At 40.9% G+C, this 17,719-nt stretch carries 13 protein-coding genes and 7 pseudogenes; 9 read left to right on the top strand and 11 right to left on the bottom strand.

The genetic code is table 11. The features are described from left to right. The coding region (locus HX743_RS14390) for an integrase core domain-containing protein (RefSeq protein WP_151711510.1) at positions 1-165 on the top strand (165 nt) is incomplete at its 5' end. A gap of 1,143 nt (positions 166-1,308) precedes the next feature. Here the strand turns inward: HX743_RS14390 and HX743_RS14385 are convergent. After that, a pseudogene (locus HX743_RS14385) lies at positions 1,309-1,707 on the bottom strand (IS4 family transposase); the annotation flags it as partial. 141 nt (positions 1,708-1,848) lie between these two features. Between HX743_RS14385 and HX743_RS14380 the strand changes: the two are divergent. The 7 genes and pseudogenes from HX743_RS14380 to HX743_RS14350 form a co-directional block, all read left to right on the top strand. Beyond that, positions 1,849-1,998, top strand: coding sequence for a hypothetical protein (locus tag HX743_RS14380; protein WP_250316255.1), 150 nt, complete (start codon positions 1,849-1,851; stop codon positions 1,996-1,998). Next, on the top strand, positions 1,988-3,133 hold the full coding sequence (locus HX743_RS14375) for a phospholipase A (protein WP_004907114.1): 1,146 nt from the start codon (positions 1,988-1,990) through the stop codon (positions 3,131-3,133). The genes HX743_RS14380 and HX743_RS14375 overlap by 11 nt, the downstream gene beginning before the upstream one ends. Positions 3,134-3,516: 383 nt before the next feature. After that, positions 3,517-4,203, top strand: a pseudogene (locus HX743_RS14370) (IS5-like element ISAha2 family transposase); the annotation flags it as partial. A gap of 81 nt (positions 4,204-4,284) precedes the next feature. Then, positions 4,285-4,668 (top strand): transposase, encoded by a 384-nt coding sequence (locus tag HX743_RS14365; protein ID WP_004762545.1) that lies wholly within the window; start codon positions 4,285-4,287, stop codon positions 4,666-4,668. Further along, positions 4,665-5,000: an IS66 family insertion sequence element accessory protein TnpB gene (gene tnpB / locus HX743_RS14360; RefSeq protein ID WP_178319549.1), complete on the top strand. Its 336-nt coding sequence runs from the start codon at positions 4,665-4,667 to the stop codon at positions 4,998-5,000. Before HX743_RS14365 ends, tnpB begins: the two co-directional genes overlap by 4 nt. A gap of 74 nt (positions 5,001-5,074) precedes the next feature. Continuing rightward, entirely contained in the window at positions 5,075-6,721 is a 1,647-nt protein-coding gene (locus tag HX743_RS14355; RefSeq protein WP_178319548.1) for an IS66 family transposase, read from the top strand. 32 nt (positions 6,722-6,753) lie between these two features. Then, positions 6,754-7,011 (top strand): annotated as a pseudogene (locus tag HX743_RS14350) (transposase); the annotation flags it as partial. Positions 7,012-7,070: 59 nt separating this feature from the next. Here the strand turns inward: HX743_RS14350 and HX743_RS14345 are convergent. The 7 genes and pseudogenes from HX743_RS14345 to HX743_RS14315 all read right to left on the bottom strand — a co-directional run. Beyond that, positions 7,071-7,571, bottom strand: a pseudogene (locus HX743_RS14345) (Na/Pi symporter); the annotation flags it as partial. Between the two features lie 85 nt (positions 7,572-7,656). Continuing rightward, entirely contained in the window at positions 7,657-8,958 is a 1,302-nt protein-coding gene (locus HX743_RS14340; RefSeq protein WP_201450538.1) for a DUF4010 domain-containing protein, read from the bottom strand. A gap of 70 nt (positions 8,959-9,028) precedes the next feature. Then, on the bottom strand, positions 9,029-10,153 hold the full coding sequence (locus HX743_RS14335; protein ID WP_005001588.1) for an ABC transporter permease: 1,125 nt from the start codon (positions 10,151-10,153) through the stop codon (positions 9,029-9,031). A gap of 1 nt (position 10,154) precedes the next feature. Next, positions 10,155-12,911, bottom strand: coding sequence for a ribosome-associated ATPase/putative transporter RbbA (gene rbbA / locus HX743_RS14330; protein WP_005001585.1), 2,757 nt, complete (start codon positions 12,909-12,911; stop codon positions 10,155-10,157). Beyond that, positions 12,908-13,966, bottom strand: coding sequence for an HlyD family secretion protein (locus tag HX743_RS14325; protein WP_178319546.1), 1,059 nt, complete (start codon positions 13,964-13,966; stop codon positions 12,908-12,910). Before HX743_RS14325 ends, rbbA begins: the two co-directional genes overlap by 4 nt. Before the next feature lie 18 nt (positions 13,967-13,984). Next, a complete protein-coding gene (locus tag HX743_RS14320) occupies positions 13,985-15,382 on the bottom strand; it encodes an efflux transporter outer membrane subunit (RefSeq protein ID WP_178319545.1) in 1,398 nt (465 codons plus the stop codon). A 4-nt stretch (positions 15,383-15,386) separates the two neighbouring features. Continuing rightward, complete coding sequence (locus HX743_RS14315) at positions 15,387-16,082, bottom strand: TetR/AcrR family transcriptional regulator (protein ID WP_250316254.1); 696 nt, start codon at positions 16,080-16,082, stop codon at positions 15,387-15,389. A gap of 150 nt (positions 16,083-16,232) precedes the next feature. Between HX743_RS14315 and HX743_RS14310 the strand changes: the two genes are divergently transcribed. Further along, entirely contained in the window at positions 16,233-17,165 is a 933-nt protein-coding gene (locus HX743_RS14310) for an IS5 family transposase (RefSeq protein ID WP_178319544.1), read from the top strand. A 54-nt stretch (positions 17,166-17,219) separates the two neighbouring features. Here HX743_RS14310 and HX743_RS14305 read toward each other — a convergent pair. From HX743_RS14305 to HX743_RS14295, 3 pseudogenes are all read right to left on the bottom strand, one after another. Further along, positions 17,220-17,342: pseudogene (locus HX743_RS14305) on the bottom strand (transposase); the annotation flags it as partial. Positions 17,343-17,415: 73 nt separating this feature from the next. After that, positions 17,416-17,508 (bottom strand): annotated as a pseudogene (locus tag HX743_RS14300) (IS6 family transposase); the annotation flags it as partial. A gap of 85 nt (positions 17,509-17,593) precedes the next feature. Continuing rightward, positions 17,594-17,719: pseudogene (locus HX743_RS14295) on the bottom strand (cation transporter); the annotation flags it as partial.

Genomic DNA, 17,719 nt, shown 5'->3' with positions numbered 1-17,719 from the left:
TATATTGAACGCTATAATCGGACCATACGTTATAGTTGGCTGAGCAAGCATTTATTTGATACTTTGGATGAAGTACAAGATTATGCAACAAACTGGTTGTGGCATTACAACCATGAAAGACCACATCAAGCTAACAAAGGAAAGCCACCTCTAATGGCTGCTTAACCTCTACTTTTAACTTCGGTTATTTATGGGAGGATTACCTTAGCATTAAATGATGCCTATAAAAAATAAAAATATTAAAATAATCGGTATCTTAATTTTTATAACTCAAATATAAGTGTGATAGTTTTGTAGATAGTTAAAAAGTTAAATGTATTAGAATCATTGAACTTTATTCAACTCACAATTTGAAAGACACAATGAAGGAAATACCCAGCGTTATCAAGACGAAAGATACGAATTTATACTGCTTTTAAAAATTAGATATTCAATCTCCACCTTCGTTACATCGCTTGGACGTTCTAGATTAACAGTCTATCGTGAGATCGAAAGAACAAGAAAGTGCAGTTATTGGGCTAAATAGGCATAACAGTTTTCAAATGAATAACAATACTAAATGACCTAGATTAGTCTAACCACTTAAGTGATGTACTACTCTACACAAAAATTGAGCTACATTTAAGAATTGCTACCGCATAACTGAAAGCCAGCTGAAATTAAGCAGAAATTTACCGGATACTGACAGACCCCGAGCTCAAGTTAAATCAATGATATCTTTGCACGAATGGTTGTTCTCGATAATGTCACTAAATTAGGCAGACCTCAAACCCAAGTTCAACTTGAATTTAAATAGCTTAGGAAACTTTAATTTTTACATCTTTGTGCAAAAAAGCCGAAAAAGTGATTGCATTCAAAAGAGCTCTATTTAATGTAATTTTCAAGAATCAGATGACCATTGTAAAACCTGGAACTTAAGGAGCAGATATTGCTATCATAGATTGATGAAATGATTAGTCACATGAGTGAGTGTGCTAGCCGATTTATTAAAATTTCTCAAACGCTATTACGGGTCAGATTCGATCAAAACCTCAAAATGATCCAAGACCCGATTGAGAATAACATCTACTTACTCACCGAGTAAATTTACCAAATGATAAAACTTTAAAATCTATAGAAGTTTATGTTGGTAATTATTGTTGAGTTTATACATCTTTTAAAGTGACCAACTTCTTTTCACCCTACCCTACTTTAAATTACAACATTAAATATTAAGGAATTAAGTATTTGTTTTATAATAATTTAGTTTAATGTACTTTTAATATATTTAATGTAATTTATGTCGGTGAACATTGCCAAGGTTGGGGTTTTTGTATCTGAATTTCCCCGTTTATTGAGCAATGTCCAAACTATAGGTATGGCTATTCCACGATAGACGATGGCTAACATCAAGATATTGATATCTCGTTTCCCCCATTTCCAGTTGGTTCTATCCAAAGTTAATTGGACTTTATCGAATAAAAATATATTGAAAATTAACTGAGAAATTTGACGATAATCGAAATACTGACCTGCAAAGAAGCGTTGTATACGTCGATAAAATGATTGTGGTAAGCACTTGATGGGTAAGGCTTTAGATGCAGAAGAAAGATTACATGTCTGTTTTACAATTAATGCAAGCATAATCAGTGTAAAACATTTTACATGTGACTTGTTCCACTTTAGATATTTGTTTAAGATGAGATATAGCTCATTGAAATGTGCCATCATATTCGTCGTCAGAAAACAAGTATTATGCCATTATTTTAATGAGTTATATTTTTTTTTCGTGTACAAAGAAATAGTTTAAAGAAGTGGACCAGTCAGCATCGTGCCGAAATACGCCAAAAAATTCTGCAGCATACTGAAGTGAATCAACTTAATGCAGCAAAGGGGATTGAGTTACTTGCTGCGCAACGTTGGCTAGATCGTTTAGTTGCACATACTTACCGTTTTTCTAATGTGCTGTATGAAAGTATTCTCAAAAATGAAGAAAGGAAATTTAAAAATGGCTGTTAAATTGACACGCCGTACAAAGTATTCATTCAGGGTGTTGAACTTGGCGATGCTGTCTATATTGTGTACAGAAGCAGGCTATGCTTATCAACCTGCAAGTGCTTCTGCTTGTGTAGCACTTGAGTCAAATGCAGAGCGTTTAAATTGTTATGACGGTTTATTTTCAGTAAAGCTCAGCGACGTAACAGTGGCATCGGTATTAGTTGCAGAAGGCGCTGGATCTGCTGAGGCCATGCCGTTACAAACATTAAAACGGCCGAGCAGCCGAGATAACAAGCAGGGCAATCCGAACCATTTTTTTGCTTTAGAACATCATCAATCGGATTTAAAAGCATCATTAATCGACCAGCGTTGGGAATTAACACCAGAACAAAAACTAGGAACATGGAATTTACGGGCTTACCAGCCTATTTATTTGCTACCTGCACTGTGGACAAGTGAAAAAAATGAAGTTCCGCATACGCCAAACAAGACACTGGCAGAACAGCAAAATTTGAATTCGATGGAAGCTAAACTGCAGTTATCTTTAAAGACCAAAGCACTTGAGAATCTCTTTGAAGACAATGGGGATATGTGGGTTGGCTATACGCAGACTGCGCATTGGCAAGTCTATAATGAAGATGAATCGAGGCCTTTTCGTGAAACAAATTATGAGCCTGAAGCCAGTTTAATTTTTAGAACAGACTATAGCATTTTGGGCTTAAATGGGCGCTTATTGGGATTAACTTATAATCATCAATCTAATGGTCGTTCTGGTCCCTTATCTCGCAGCTGGGACCGTATTATGCTGAATATTGGTTTAGAAAAAGATAATTTTGCGCTTATGTTGCGACCTTGGTATCGCCTAGATGAAGATGCCGGAAAAGATGATAATCCTGACATTAAAAACTATGTAGGACGGGGAGATTTAACAGCATTTTACCGTCGTAATGATAATGAGTTTTCATTGCTTTTACGACATTCTTTAAGAGGGGGAGATGATTCTCGCGGCGCTATGCAATTTGATTGGGCATTTCCGATCGCAGGCAAGTTAAGAGGATATTTTCAATTGTTTGACGGTTATGGGGAGAGTTTGATTGATTACAATCATCGAGCAACTTACGTGGGGTTAGGCGTTTCTTTAATGAATAGGTATTAGATAGAGCTGCTCTAGAAACAAAGATTGGCGCACTAAATATTAAATCTATTTGAAATCATAATCATGGTTTTTTCGCAATAATATTCTGTGGGTTATAAAATTTTATTGTTGGCTAAATATGCTATGAATGGGTATTTTTTTATTTAAACACATGATTTTTCATGTAAAAATTAATTGTAAGTCGAGGGTGAAATGAAATTTTCTTCAACTAATTTTTTAATAATATTGACCATGATTATATTAATTATCAGTTTTGCAATTTTATTGTACCGTATTAATTTTATATAATTTTTCTTTGAATTATTCTCAAAGGGCTTTGTTGTACAAACGGCTTTGTTGCACAAACCTAGCCTATAAGGTTTATTCAGTCCTATAATTTCAAAATGAATAAACCTACTCCTAAAACTTATCGTACAACCAACTGGTCTTCCTATAATCGCGCTCTCATTAATCGGGGCAACATTTCCATTTGGTTTGATCCAAACACTCAGTGGTATGCACAACCACAAAACAAGCAAGGTCGAAATCAAACTTACTCCGATACGGCTATTCAATGCTGTTTAATGATCAAATCTTTATTTAGACTCTCTTTACGCATGGTCACGGGTTTTGTTCAAAGTCTGATTAAACTTTGTGGATTAAATTGGACCGCACCAGATTACAGTACGCTTTGTCGAAGACAAAAACATATTGATATTGCGATTAGCTATCAAAAAAGTAGTGATGGGCTACATCTACTCGTCGACTCAACTGGCTTAAAGTTTCTAGGTGAAGGTGAGTGGAAACGTAAGAAACATGGACCTGAATATCGTCGCCAATGGCGTAAGCTTCATATTGGCATCGATGCTGAAACCTTGCAAATACGTGCAGTACAGCTTACTACAAATAATGTGAGCGATTCGCAAGTACTCGGTGATTTACTTGCTCAAATTCCCTTAGATGAACGAATTGATTCGGTCTATACCGATGGTGCTTATGACACGAAGCACTGCAGACAAGTCATTCTAGATCGAGATGCACATGCGCTCATTCCGCCAAGAAAAAATGCAAAACCATGGAAAGATCGTAAGCGTCCGCTGAACACACCTTATGAATTCATCCTATAAGCCTTAATTTAGTCCCCACTTAAAAACAAGTGGGTACTAAAATTTATGACTACAAATCACCAGACATCCATCGCATCTCTTGCGAAAAAACGAAGAACATACAGTGCTGAATTTAAACAGCAGATCGTTCAGGCTTGTAAAGCACCGGACGTTTCAATTGCTTCGGTCGCTTTGCAACATGGATTGAATACAAATCTTGTATCCAAATGGATTCGCTTAATTGATGGTAAGCCAGGGAATGATCGCTCACCACTACCGAATAAACCTGCATTTATTGCCTTATCTTGCTCTGCACCATTAGATCCTACTCCTACTGACATGTTAACGGTTCAAATTACTTTACCCCACTCAAAAGCAGAAATTGGCTTGAAATGGCAAGTATCAGAAATATCTGCTTTAGCAGAATTACTCAAGGCACTTGCAACATGATCCGCATTGATGAAATCTGGCTTTCTACCCAACCTCTGGATATGCGAGCAGGGATGGATACTGTCATGGCTCAGGTGGTGAGAGCCTTTGGCTACATTAAACCGCATTGTGCTTACCTGTTCTGTAATAAACGTGGCCATCGCATGAAAGTGCTGGTACATGATGGACTGGGCATCTGGCTGTGTGCCCGGCGGTTGGAACAGGGAAAATTTCACTGGGCTAAAGTTCACCAGGGTGAAACCCTGGCACTCAGTCCAGAACAGTTACAGGCACTGATCCAGGGTTTGCCTTGGCAGCGCATTGGACGACAGCAAGTGGTCACAATGCTCTAAACTAGCTTGATCCATTCTGCTATTCTCCAAATGTTGTATTTCATTCTTCTCATGACCTCAGGCATACTGCGGTCATGAATACGCTGCCTGATTTAAGCCAACTGACCCATGAACAACTGCTGGAATTTACCAGACAGTTGGCAATGCAGCATCAGTCTCTGGCACAATCAAATCAAGAATTAGAAAAATCAAACCAACAATTAGATACCAAAGTTCAGCATCTTGAAGTATCCAATCAGCAATTAGATGCTCAAGTTCAACATCTTTCTATTCTCAACCAAAAATACGAGCATGAACTGGCGCTGTTTAAAAAGCACAAATTCGGCAGTAAAAACGAACATCTCACCGCAAAACAAATCCATCTCTGGGATGAAGCGGTCGAAGAAGATATTGCCGCTGTTGATCTAGAATTAGAACGATTAAATGCAGATAAAACCGATGCAGCGACAGAGAAAGCCACAGTCAACAAACCTAAACGTCGACTGCTACCCGATCATCTACACACCATCCGTATTGAGCATGAACCTGCATCAACCCAATGCAGTTGTGGCTGCCAGTTACGTCGTATCGGCGAAGATATCAGTGAAAAACTGCATTTCAGACCGGCACAGTTCTACAAGGAACAGCATGTCCGTGGCAAATGGGTCTGTGATCAGTGCGACACTCTGACTCAGCAAGCGATGCCTGCCTATGTGATTGATAAAGGCATTGCTTCACCTGAATTGCTCAGCCATGTGTTGGTATCGAAGTATGCCGATCATTTGCCGCTGTACCGTCAGCGCCTGATCTATCAGCGGGCGGGCATTGATCTGTCCAGATCTACTTTATCTGACTGGATTGGTCGCTGCGGTGTAGAACTGGAACCTCTGGCCAATGCCTTAAAACAGGTGGTACTACAACAGCAGGTGCTGCATGCGGATGAAACACCGGTCACCATCATGCGGATGGGTGATGATGAGAAAAAACCGAAGAAAGGTTATGTCTGGGCCTATGCCACTACACAGTACAATCCAGTTCAAGCGGTGATCTATGACTTTCAGGATAGTCGTTCAGGCCAGCATGCAGAAGAGTTCTTGAAAGGCTGGCAGGGCTATCTAGTCTGTGATGATTACAGTGGTTATAAAGCACGCTTTAAATCAGGCCAGGTCATAGAGGTGGGCTGCATGGCGCATGCACGTCGTAAATTCCATGAGCTACATGTGACTGGGAAAAGTCAGATCGCTGAACAGGCATTAGTGCTGATTCAGAAACTGTATGCGATAGAAGCAGAACTCAGGAAAAAGACCGATAGTACAGCAGAACACCGCCGCGAATACCGACAACAGCACAGCCAACCGGTGATGCAACAACTGTATGAATGGCTCAACCAACATTATCTGACGGTGCCATCGAGTTCTCCAACCGCCAAGGCCATCAATTACAGTCTGAAGCGTTGGCCAGCCTTAAGCCGCTATCTGGATGATGGCAATCTACCCATTGACAATAACTGGGCAGAGAACTCAATGCGTCCCTGGGCATTGGGCCGTAAGAACTGGTTGTTTGCAGGTTCGCTGCGCAGTGGACAGCGAGCGGCAAATATCATGACTTTAATCCAGTCAGCAAAGCTGAATGGGTTGGATCCGTATGCCTATTTAAGTAATGTGCTGAAAAGGTTGCCGACACATAAAGTGAGCCAAATAGAAGAATTGCTGCCGCACCGCTGGAAATCCAACTCAAATTAAAAAATAGGCATGGGGTTCAGCGGACGCTTACGAAAGATCAGAAATTGAGATCTTTAGAGCGGAATGAGTTACTGAAAACAGTTAAACGTTTAGGAAGAACGCTTTGGAAAAAATGGTCTGGTTATCATCGTCGAAGTTTAGTTGAAACCAAGATGCATTGCATCAAACTATTAGGTGATAAATTAACAGCAAGGAGTTTTTCTAGTCAGGTGAATGAGATTCATGCACGCATAGCCGTATTGAACAAATTTACAGAATTAGGTCGTCCTCATACCCAAGTTGTCACTTGAATTCTGTTCAAATGAGCAGAGTGTTATCTTTTAAATCTTTGTGCAACAAAGCCATTTAAAAATGATAAATCACCTTGTTTTGAAAACCCATTCATGGCTTCTTGCAATACACTGATACCAAAAAAAATCAGGCCAAAACCTGCAATAATTAAACCCAATACTGCAATTCGGTCTTTACCTAATAAATTGATGACAGCGCCAAATCCAATCAAAGGCAGTGCGATCATTGAAATTGAAAATTTCAAGCCTAATAGCGCAACCATCCATCCCGTGCTTGTGGTTCCGATATTGGCCCCAATCACAACACCAATGGCTTGAGCAAAACTCATGATCCCTGCATTTACGAAGCCAATTGTGGCCATTGTCGTTGCAGTTGAAGATTGAACCAATAAAGTTAGGCCTATACCTGACAGCATGGCTTTAAACTGCGTTTCGGTAAATTTAGTTAATAACTTTTTAAGCGTTTCACCTGTTGCATCCTTTAACCCATTGGTCATTAAAGTCATGCCCAGCAAAAATAAGCCAACACCACCGAATAATTCTGCAAAAACTTGATGCATCGTTTCCCCTATACTTCTTGGTTTTCAATATAAGTACCTGATTTCTTTTTTTAAAAATTTCATCACCACAATCCTTCATCGCTATTTAAACTTGAAGCAGCAGTAATCCGCCTACACATAACACATGCACGATCTGTACTGGAGCGAAATAAATGCCATATCTCCAGCCACCTGTCATAAAGGCATTTACGCATTTTGAACCTGAATGAGTTGCCAAACCGAGTACCATTGCATAAACCAAAATACTGTTATGAATATCACCCTGTACGACGACAGCAGTCATCGCAGCATGTACTTCAAAAAGTGAAGCCAATAGGGTGCCTATGATTAAACCTTTATCCCCCAACAGTACGCTCAGTCCATAAACTAAGGCCTGAATCACCGTAAGTGTTAGTGCAATAATCACGGCTTCTTTGATACTGAACATGCGGGAATCTTCAGCCATATTGCTTGTTTCTGATGACACATTTTTCTGCTGTGAAGACATAGGCATTTTATGGAGTAAAAATAAAGCGGTCACAGTTAACATCACAATGCCTGCAATACATGGCAACAGTAAAAATTTCAGCCACCCTAGGCTGACTCCTGCAACGACAATCAACAATTGCACCAAGGTTGAAACACAGGAAAGCAAGGCTGCGCCTGCACTTATTTTTGCATCCGCCTTTCCTGCACGCACTTGCATGCCATAACTTGCAACCGTTGCTGTACTGGATACAAAACCTGAAGCGAAAGACGATAAAATAAGTGCTTTATCTTGTGAGAAAAGCCTTTTCGCCACATGCGCCAAAGACTGTACAATCAGAATTAAAATCACTAATTTCAGAATGACATAGGGATTCAGCACAGAGTCCCAATACGGCTGATTTGGCATCAATGGCAAAGCAATTAAGATTAATGCCAACAGAAACAAGCCATCACGCAATTCAAAATCTCGAATGGTTTGCCCTGCAAAACGATGCATTACGCCTTTTGCCCTTAAAACAATGGTGAGCAATACGGCCAGACCTGCTGCAAACAAGGGATTGAATACACACAATGCACCTATTAAGTAGGTCATTAAAAAAGCAAGCTCCGTGGTACTGCCTATATCTTTTTGCTGTTTGTACAAGCTGTATAAACAAAAAGCAGTGACGGCTGCTGCTCCCACAATCCCTACAGCAAGGTGAATTAAAAAGCACAATGCTCCTAACAAAGCCGCGATTGTAAATGAGCGTAATCCTGCAAAGCTTGGTTCACCGGCTGCATTATTATGACGTTCGCGCTCTAAGCCAATTAATATACCGCTGCCTAGAGCAGACGCCATAATAGTCAACAATTGCGACAAAGATAAACTGAGTAAAAGTTCGCCCACCAGAGCACCCCCAGAATATGCAATGAATATCATGTTTTCATTACTGAATAAAAAAAGCAGGCAGTCTTTTAAGGGATGGACACTGCCTGCCAAAAGGAAATTGTTAAGCCATGGTATGAATGGTGTCTTTAAAGCGTTTCCACGATATATAGAAAAATACCACTGCAATACCTAACAGCCATACAAAAGATGGCCATACCACATCAAATCCAGCATTGCGGTATAAAATGGCTTGAGCTAAGGAAACAAAATGCGTCGTTGGGGCAATCATCATCACGTGCTGTACAATTTCCGGCATACTTTCACGTGGAGTTGAGCCGCCTGATAGCATTTGCATCGGAATCAATACGAGCATCATTAACAAACCAAACTGCGGCATAGATTTCGACACGGTGGCCATATAAATACCCATCGAAGTGGTTGCAAACAGTGTGAGTAAGGCGCCAAAGAAAAAGAGCGGCAAACTACCATCAATCGGGACATGCAATACACCCTGAATCACGACTTTTAAGCCAACAAATACTGCGATCAATACCACAAGACTCATTGACCAGACTTTGGACATCATGATTTCAAATACCGTTACTGGCATCACCATCAAATGTTCAATGGTGCCATGCTCACGTTCACGAATCAGCGCTGCACCAGTCAGAATAATTGAAAGCATTGCCACGTTATTAATAATCCGCATGACACTCATAAACCATTGATTTTCCAGTGTTGGATTAAAACGGGAACGTATTGCCAAATCTATCGGTAGCTGGCTAATTTCACGATTGCGAAGTACATATTCATTTACTTCAGATTGAATGATCTGCTGAATATAACCTGCGCCAGACATGGCTTGGGTCATTCGGGTTGCATCCACATTAACCTGAATTTCTGCTGCATCACCCGACAGTACATCCGACTGGAAATTACTCGGAATATTGACCGCAAAGGTAAATTCACCTGCGTCCATGCCTGCATCCATCGTGCCAAGCGTGGTGGTTTTACTGATAAAATTAGGCGGATAAAAGGCTGAAGAAATCCGTTCCGACAAGGTAGAGTGATCCTCATCCACAATCGCAATCGGTGCCATATTCAAGGTATCTTTGACCGCTGTTGATGCGGTATATACTGAGATGGTAAAGGTGTAAATAATTAACACCAACATGATTGGATCGCGCCAGAGACTCCAAAGCTCTTTACAGCCGAGCTGGTAGATATTCTGTAATTTTGTGAACATCTTATTGCTCCTGTTTCTTCAGCAAGGCAATAGCAGCAAACATTACTACCGGAACAGCCATGGCCATGATCCAAATGGCCTGTTTCAAATCATCAAAGCCCAAACCTTTATTAAAAATTCCACGACTGATATTGACCATATGCGTTGCCGGATAAATTTCCCCAAACCAGCGTCCAAACCCATCCAAAGACGATACAGGATTGATAATTCCAGCAAACTGCATAACTGGTATCAAAGTCCCAATCATGACTAAAAACATTGAAGCAATCTGGCTTTTGGTAATAGTAGATGCCAATAGGCCCATACCTGTGGCAAAAATTACAAACAAAAAAGAAGCTAAGGTCAGAGCAAAGAAGCTACCTTTTACAGGTACATCAAATAAAGTAACCATGACCAAACACATAAGGGAATAGTTCAACATTGCCAACAAGATATATGGAATCTGTTTACCAATTAAAAATTCTGTCCGCGTCACTGGTGTGACATACAAATTCACAATCGAACCTAATTCTTTTTCTCGCACCACAGATAAAGCAGTCAACATGGCAGGAATCAACAGTAATAATAAAGGCAATACTGCGGGGGTCATCGCAGGTAAACTTTTAATATCTGGGTTATAGCGGTAACGAGTTTCAACACTCACAGTACTAGATGTTTTATAACCACTTTGTTCCAATGCTTTTTGCATCAGCCAATACGTGTGAATCCCCTGCACATAACCTTGCACAGTTTCTGCACGCTGTGGCATCGCACCATCAATCCACGCAGCGACTTGCACCTGTTCACCACGAGCAACATCACGAGCAAAATTTGGCGGAATTTCTATCGCCAAGGAAATATCCCCACTACGCATACGCTGATCAATATCATCATAGCTTTGCAGCGCTGGCTGTTCGATAAAATAACGCGACCCTGCAATACTCATGCTGTAGTTTTGACTTAAGCTCGTTTGGTCACGATCCAACACAGCGAATTTGAGGTCTTCAACATCCATGGTGATGCCGTAGCCCATGACCAGCAGTAAAATTAATGACCCCATTAAAGCCATGGTGGCGCGAATCGGATCACGCGCCAACTCCAAAGATTCACGCCAGGCAACACTCAATAACCGGCGCAAACTGAATTTTTTTGGCTTGGCATTCAGTTCTTTACTGCCATTTGTTTCAGCAATACTTTTCGCCAAATCATTGGGCTGATCTTTAGTGCCTGCACCAGCATCAATCAAATAACCGATAAAAGCTTCTTCAAGTGTTTCAGCATGGCGGTTTTTTATCAGCTGTGCTGGTGACGCACTGTCAAGCACTCGTCCAGCGTGCATCATTGACATTCGGTCACAGCGCAACGCTTCGTTCATAAAATGAGTTGAAATAAAGATCGTGACCCCATCATTACGCGACAAATTGATTAAATAGCGCCAGAAATTATCACGCGCAATCGGGTCAACCCCAGATGTTGGTTCATCCAGAATTAAAATTTCAGGATTATGCACCAGTGCCACTGCGAGTGATAAACGCTGACGCACGCCCAAAGGCAAATCATCGGGCAGTTTTTCTTTGACTTCTTCCAGGTCAAAACGCTCCAGCATGAGCTGTACACGTGGCTCAATCTGTTCTTTTGGTACATGAAATAATTTGGCATGTAAGACCAAATTCTGCACAATGGTCAGCTCGCTGTATAGGGAAAATGCCTGCGACATATAGCCGACACGGCGACGAGTTTCAATATTGTTGCCCTCTACAGGCTCACCAAACAGCCACGCCTGACCTTCTGAGGCTTCTAAAAGTCCCGTCAGCACTTTCATGGTGGTGGATTTACCACAACCATTCGAGCCTAAGAAACCAAATATTTCACCACGCTTAATTTTAAAATTAACATGATCTACCGCAGTAAAATCACCAAATTTCACTGTTAAATCTTGCGCTTCAAGAGCATAGCTTTCTGAACCGTAGTCAGGTAAAGGCGGAATCACCACAGGCTCATAGCCGAGCTTTTTTTCTTCTGGCAATAGTTGAATAAAAGCATCTTCTAAACTGTTACATTGCGTTTCAGTCAATAATTCTTGTGGTGTGCCAGTTTTTAAAATCTGCCCATCATCCATCATCGCCAGCCAGTCAAAGCCTTGTGCTTCATCCATATAAGCAGTAGCAACAATAACACTCATCTGTGGACGAACTTTGCGAATGCGGTTAATCAGTTCCCAAAATTGCGCCCGTGCCAAAGGGTCAACCCCTGTGGTCGGCTCATCTAAAATCAGAAAATCGGGATCATGAATCAAAGAACAGCACAGACTTAATTTCTGCTTCATCCCACCCGATAATTTACCCGCAGGACGGTCGAGAAAATTGTACAAGCCTGTGCTTTTGGTCAGATCATCAATCCGTTTGCGTCGCTCGGCAGCATCATGCCCAAACAGACGTGCCACAAACTGTAAATTCTCTTCAACCGATAAAGTTTTATATAGGTTTTTCCCTAAACCCTGCGGCATATAGGCAATATGTGGGCAAACACGGGTACGGTGTTGTTTATCGGCAATATCACCGCCCAACACCTTTAAGCGACCTTGCTGTACAATTTTCGCCCCTGACAGCAAAGCCAATAGACTGGATTTCCCCACCCCATCTGGACCGATTAAACCGATCATGCAGCCTGCTGGTAAGGATAGCGACACTTGATTCAGTGCAACCGTTTTTCCATATTTCAGACTAACATTTTCAATTTCTGCAACAACCGATCCTTTTTCAGATTGTTGTGTCATCATTTAACTGTGTTCTCTAAAAATGTCGGCCAAGCTGCCTGATCATCAATTTTGATATATGCCACACCTGGCAAACCTGTTTTGACTTGTTCGATATATTTGTTCAATAAAGTTGGATCAATTTTCGCTTTAACACGGAACATCAGTTTTTGACGTTCGCTTTCCGTTTCCACCGATTTTGGTGTGAACTGTGCAGTATCGGCAACAAAAGACACTGTAGCTGGAATCACCACATTTTTCGCAGCATCCAATACAATACGTACTTCTGTTCCAATAGCAATTTTACCTGCAACGGTTTCAGGCAAAAAGAACGTCATATACACATCAGATAAATCAATCAGATTGAGCACACGCCCGCCCGCTGCCACCAACTCACCCGGCTGCGCGACACGGAACTGAACACGTGCTTTTAATGGTGCACGTAACTGTGCATCATCCATATCAAATTTAATCCGTTCCACCGAGGCTTTGATGGCATCGACTTGAGAATGTGCGGCTGACACTTGGCTTTTAGACGCAACAATTGCCCCTTGGGCACTTTGTACCTGTGCTTTGGCTGCGCTTAATACCGCAATGGCTTGCTGTGCTGCGGCACGTTCATCATCCAGTTGTTGCTTGGACGATGCGCCTTCTTTGGCTAAAACTTCGGTACGCGCTAAACGATTTTTAGCCGCCATCAGTTCTGTTTCACGCTGTTGTACCATGGCTTCAGCGGCGGCTTTTTCGCTGATCCGCATCGCCACTTGTGCTTCCGCTGTCGCAATCGCATCCTGGGCTTGACGCTGTTGTGCTTCCAATTCACGTAACTGGGCTTCTAAAGTCGAAATTTTAACCCGCGCCAAGATTTGACCAGGCTCGACAAAGTCACCTTCTTTAACCAAAATTTCTTCTAACTGGCCAGATAGCTTACTAGATACGTTAATTTCAGTGGCTTCAATACGTCCATTGCCACTGACTAAGGCTTCGGTGTCTGGCTTATGCATATTTTTCCAGACCAAATAAGCTAAAAGTCCTAATACAACAATGGCCCCAGCAATGGTTAGTTTTTTAAGATTCATGTCTGATTACTCAATATTTTAAATTTTGTTCGCCAATGTGGTATCTCCGCCTAAAGCAAAATAGAGATTGACATAGGACTGCATTAAGTTGCTTTGTGTTTCTATCCATTGCTGCTCGGCACCCAGCAAATTGCGCTGTGCATCCAAAACCTCTAAATATCCCACAGCACCATTGTCATACCTCAGCTGCGCCAGACGTTCAGTTTCTTTGAAGGCATTTAAACCTTGCTGTTGAATCTGTAATTGCTGATCTAAATACTTTTGCTGTGCCAAAGCATCAGAGACTTCACGAAAAGCGTTCTGTACAGTTTTTTCATATTCTGCTACGCCTATATCTTTACGCACTTCTGCCAAAATCAAATTATTTTTTAGGCGACCTGCAGTAAAAATCGGGACACTGATACTCGGGGCAAATGACCAAACACTGCTGCCAGATTTAAATAATCCATCTAAATCTGCACTGGCTGTACCCAAACTGCCCGTCAGTGTAATTCGCGGGAAAAATGCCGCCCTTGCTGCATTAATATTGGCATGCTTAGATTTGAGCATAGCTTCAGATGCACGTATATCAGCACGATTCAGCAATAAATCTGAAGGCAGGCCTGTATGCAGTACACCTGTTTTAAAAGTCACTTGATCCAAATCTGTTTGATGCAAAGAAGTCGGCTGCCCTACCAGCTGCACTAAATAGTTTGCAGTCAATGCACGCGACTTCTCCAGTTGTGTCACTAAGGCCTGACCATTGCTGAGCATTGTTTTTGCTTGCATATATTCCACTTTGGAACTAGCACCAACTTCATAGCGGCGTTTAAACAGGCGTACTGATTTCTCATAATTCTGAACAGAGCGCTGAGCAAAATAAATGCGTTTGTCTAGTTCAGAAAGTGTTAAATAACTTAGAACTGTCTGCTGAATAAGACTGTTGCGTACCGCTTGCACATTACTCTCTACTGCAAAGAACTGCTGTAAAGCTGCTTCATTCAAGCTGCGTATACGCCCCCATAAGTCCAGCTCCCATTGGTTCATACCCAAACCAACAGAATACTGGCTGGTCGTCATTTCTCGGCCAACATAAGATAAATCGGCAGGCACATGATTACGTTCCATACCTGCATTCCCGCCAATATTGGGGAAAAGCTCCGCACGTTGGATACCATATGCTGCTTGTGCTTCATGTATCCGTAATGAAGCAATTTTTAAATCTTGATTGGACACTAATGCCAAATCAACAAGATTAATTAGCTGCTGATCATTAACATAATTGTCCCAAGATAAGACTTGGTAGTTACCTTGAGTTTGCAATGGATATGTTTGAGACAGAGCCACTTGATGTTCTGGGAGAGGCGTTATTTGAGAACAACCCACAAGACTTGATGTCAATACGACACACATCCATTTTAAAGAAGTGAATTGCATAACCTCATTCCCCCCAATAATTTACAGCATGATATAAATGTGAATGGTTGAACATATTTTTTAAATGCACATGAACCAACTGCCTTAATCTCAGTTCAATATTAAAATTTTGATCGACCATCCATTTATGTACCAGCCCCATTAAAGAAGTCATAATAAAATCTGCGACCATTTCAATATCAATATTTCGAGACAACTGCTCCAAAACCAAAGCTTCTTTCAACCATTTAATATTATCTGATTCACGCACACTCTGTGAATTAACAAGATATTCATTTAAAGCTTTATTTGATTCCAACCCATAAAATCTCAACCAAAAATAAGCACGATATTTTTCACGATAGACATAAAAATCATCTGCCACATTTAAAAGCAAACTATTAATCGCATCCAAACCATATTTATTTTTAGTAGATAATTTAGATTTCTCATTAAGCCAATTTTCCAAATAATCCAAAACACGAATTAACAATTTATCTTTAGAGCCATAACGACGTGTGACTAAGCCTCGGCTATATCCTGCATTCACTCCAACAGCTTCTAAAGTAACTGCACTTACCCCACCTTCCGACAAAAGCTTAATAGTCTGCTTAACCATTTTAAGATCTGACTCAACAGCCCTTACCTGTATTTTTTTATTAATAAAAATCTGCTCAGATTTTTTACTTTTTTCCAAAATACTTGAATTTTCAAAGCCCAATTTATCGCCCCCCTAAAGACAAATAAAAAAATATTGTTAGCAACAACTTTTTTCTAAATAATAATATATACATAAAATAAAAAAAGGTCAAAAAATGGCTTTGTTGCACAAACCTATCTGTAAAGGCTTTTTCAGCGATATAATTTTCAAATGAAGAAGCCTGCACACAAAATCTACCGCACAACCAATTGGCCCGCATATAACCGAGCACTTATGAGTCGCGGAAATATTGCCATTTGGTTTGATCCTGCTACGCAATGGTATGCGCCATCAAAAGGCAAACAAGGGCGAAATCAAACCTACTCCGACGCAGCCATCCAATGCTGCTTAATGATTAAATCCTTATTCCGTCTGTCTTTACGTATGGTTACTGGCTTTGTGCAAAGTCTGATTAAACTTTGCGGATTAAATTGGACCGCACCAGATTACACCACGCTTTGTAGAAGACAAAAGCATATTGATATTGTAATCAGCTACCAAAAAAGTAGCGATGGGCTGCATCTACTCATGGACTCTACAGGCATGAAGTTTCTAGGTGAGGGCGAATGGAAGCGCAAGAAACATGGACCTGAATATCGTCGCCAATGGCGTAAACTTCATATTGGTATAGATGCTAAAACCCTACAAATACGAGCAGTTCAGCTTACAACCAATAATGTCAGTGATTCACAGGTGCTTGGTGATTTACTTAATCAGATTCCACAAGATGAGCAGATTGACTCTGTTTATACCGATGGAGCTTATGACACCAAGCAATGCCGTCAGGTCATTGCAGATCGGCAAGGGCATGCGGTGATTCCACCTAGAAAAAATGCGAAACCATGGAAAGATACAAAGAGTAGCTCGCTAGAGCGAAATGAATTACTTCGAACAGTTAAGCGTTTAGGCAGGACACTATGGAAAAAATGGTCAGGCTATCATCGGCGAAGTTTGGTTGAAACTAAGATGCATTGCATCAAATTATTAGGAGATAAACTCAGTGCAAGGAGTTTTGATAGCCAAGTGAATGAGATCCATGCACGTGTAGCAGTTCTTAACAGATTTACGGAATTAGGTCGACCACTTACCCAAGTTACGCCTTAAATTTGGCTCAATTAGGGGCGCTTTGCATTTCAAATCTTTGTGCAACAAAGCCTACTGTCTGGCAACAGAAGAAACGGATGAACCTGGTTGCATGGTCATGGCAACAAATTGCGCTTTTTCCTGACCTGAATAACGTCGACGACGCTGCACTGATGTAATAACTTCAATACGTTCCATAGAACACTCCTTAACCCTAGTGCTATGACTAGGTCTGAATTGAGAAGTGTCCGTTTTAATTGGGGGCTATTACAAGTTCACGATAGCTAATGCCATATTTACAATACCAGCGCACAGCCCAAAGAATGATTTCGCCCTGAAAATGCCGACCATGGAAAGGATTCATATGCTGCACCTTTAGCTAAAACAGTCTTCAGCTTACCATTCGTGGTTATTTGCAACAGTGCCAAATAGATTCATTTTCGATACTCTTACTTCAAAGCCAAAATTTTTCGGGCACCATTAAGTACGAATAAAGAAACCAGTATGCCAATGATTAAGTCTGGATAAGCTGATCCCGTCCACGCCACGAGTACACCGGCAAATATAACGCCCAT

The organism is Acinetobacter sp. Swhac1, assembly GCF_013390985.1.
GTDB classification, from domain to species: domain Bacteria; phylum Pseudomonadota; class Gammaproteobacteria; order Pseudomonadales; family Moraxellaceae; genus Acinetobacter; species Acinetobacter towneri.
The sequence above is the reverse complement of the archived record's forward strand: the minus strand, read 5'-3'. Positions and strand labels throughout refer to the sequence as shown.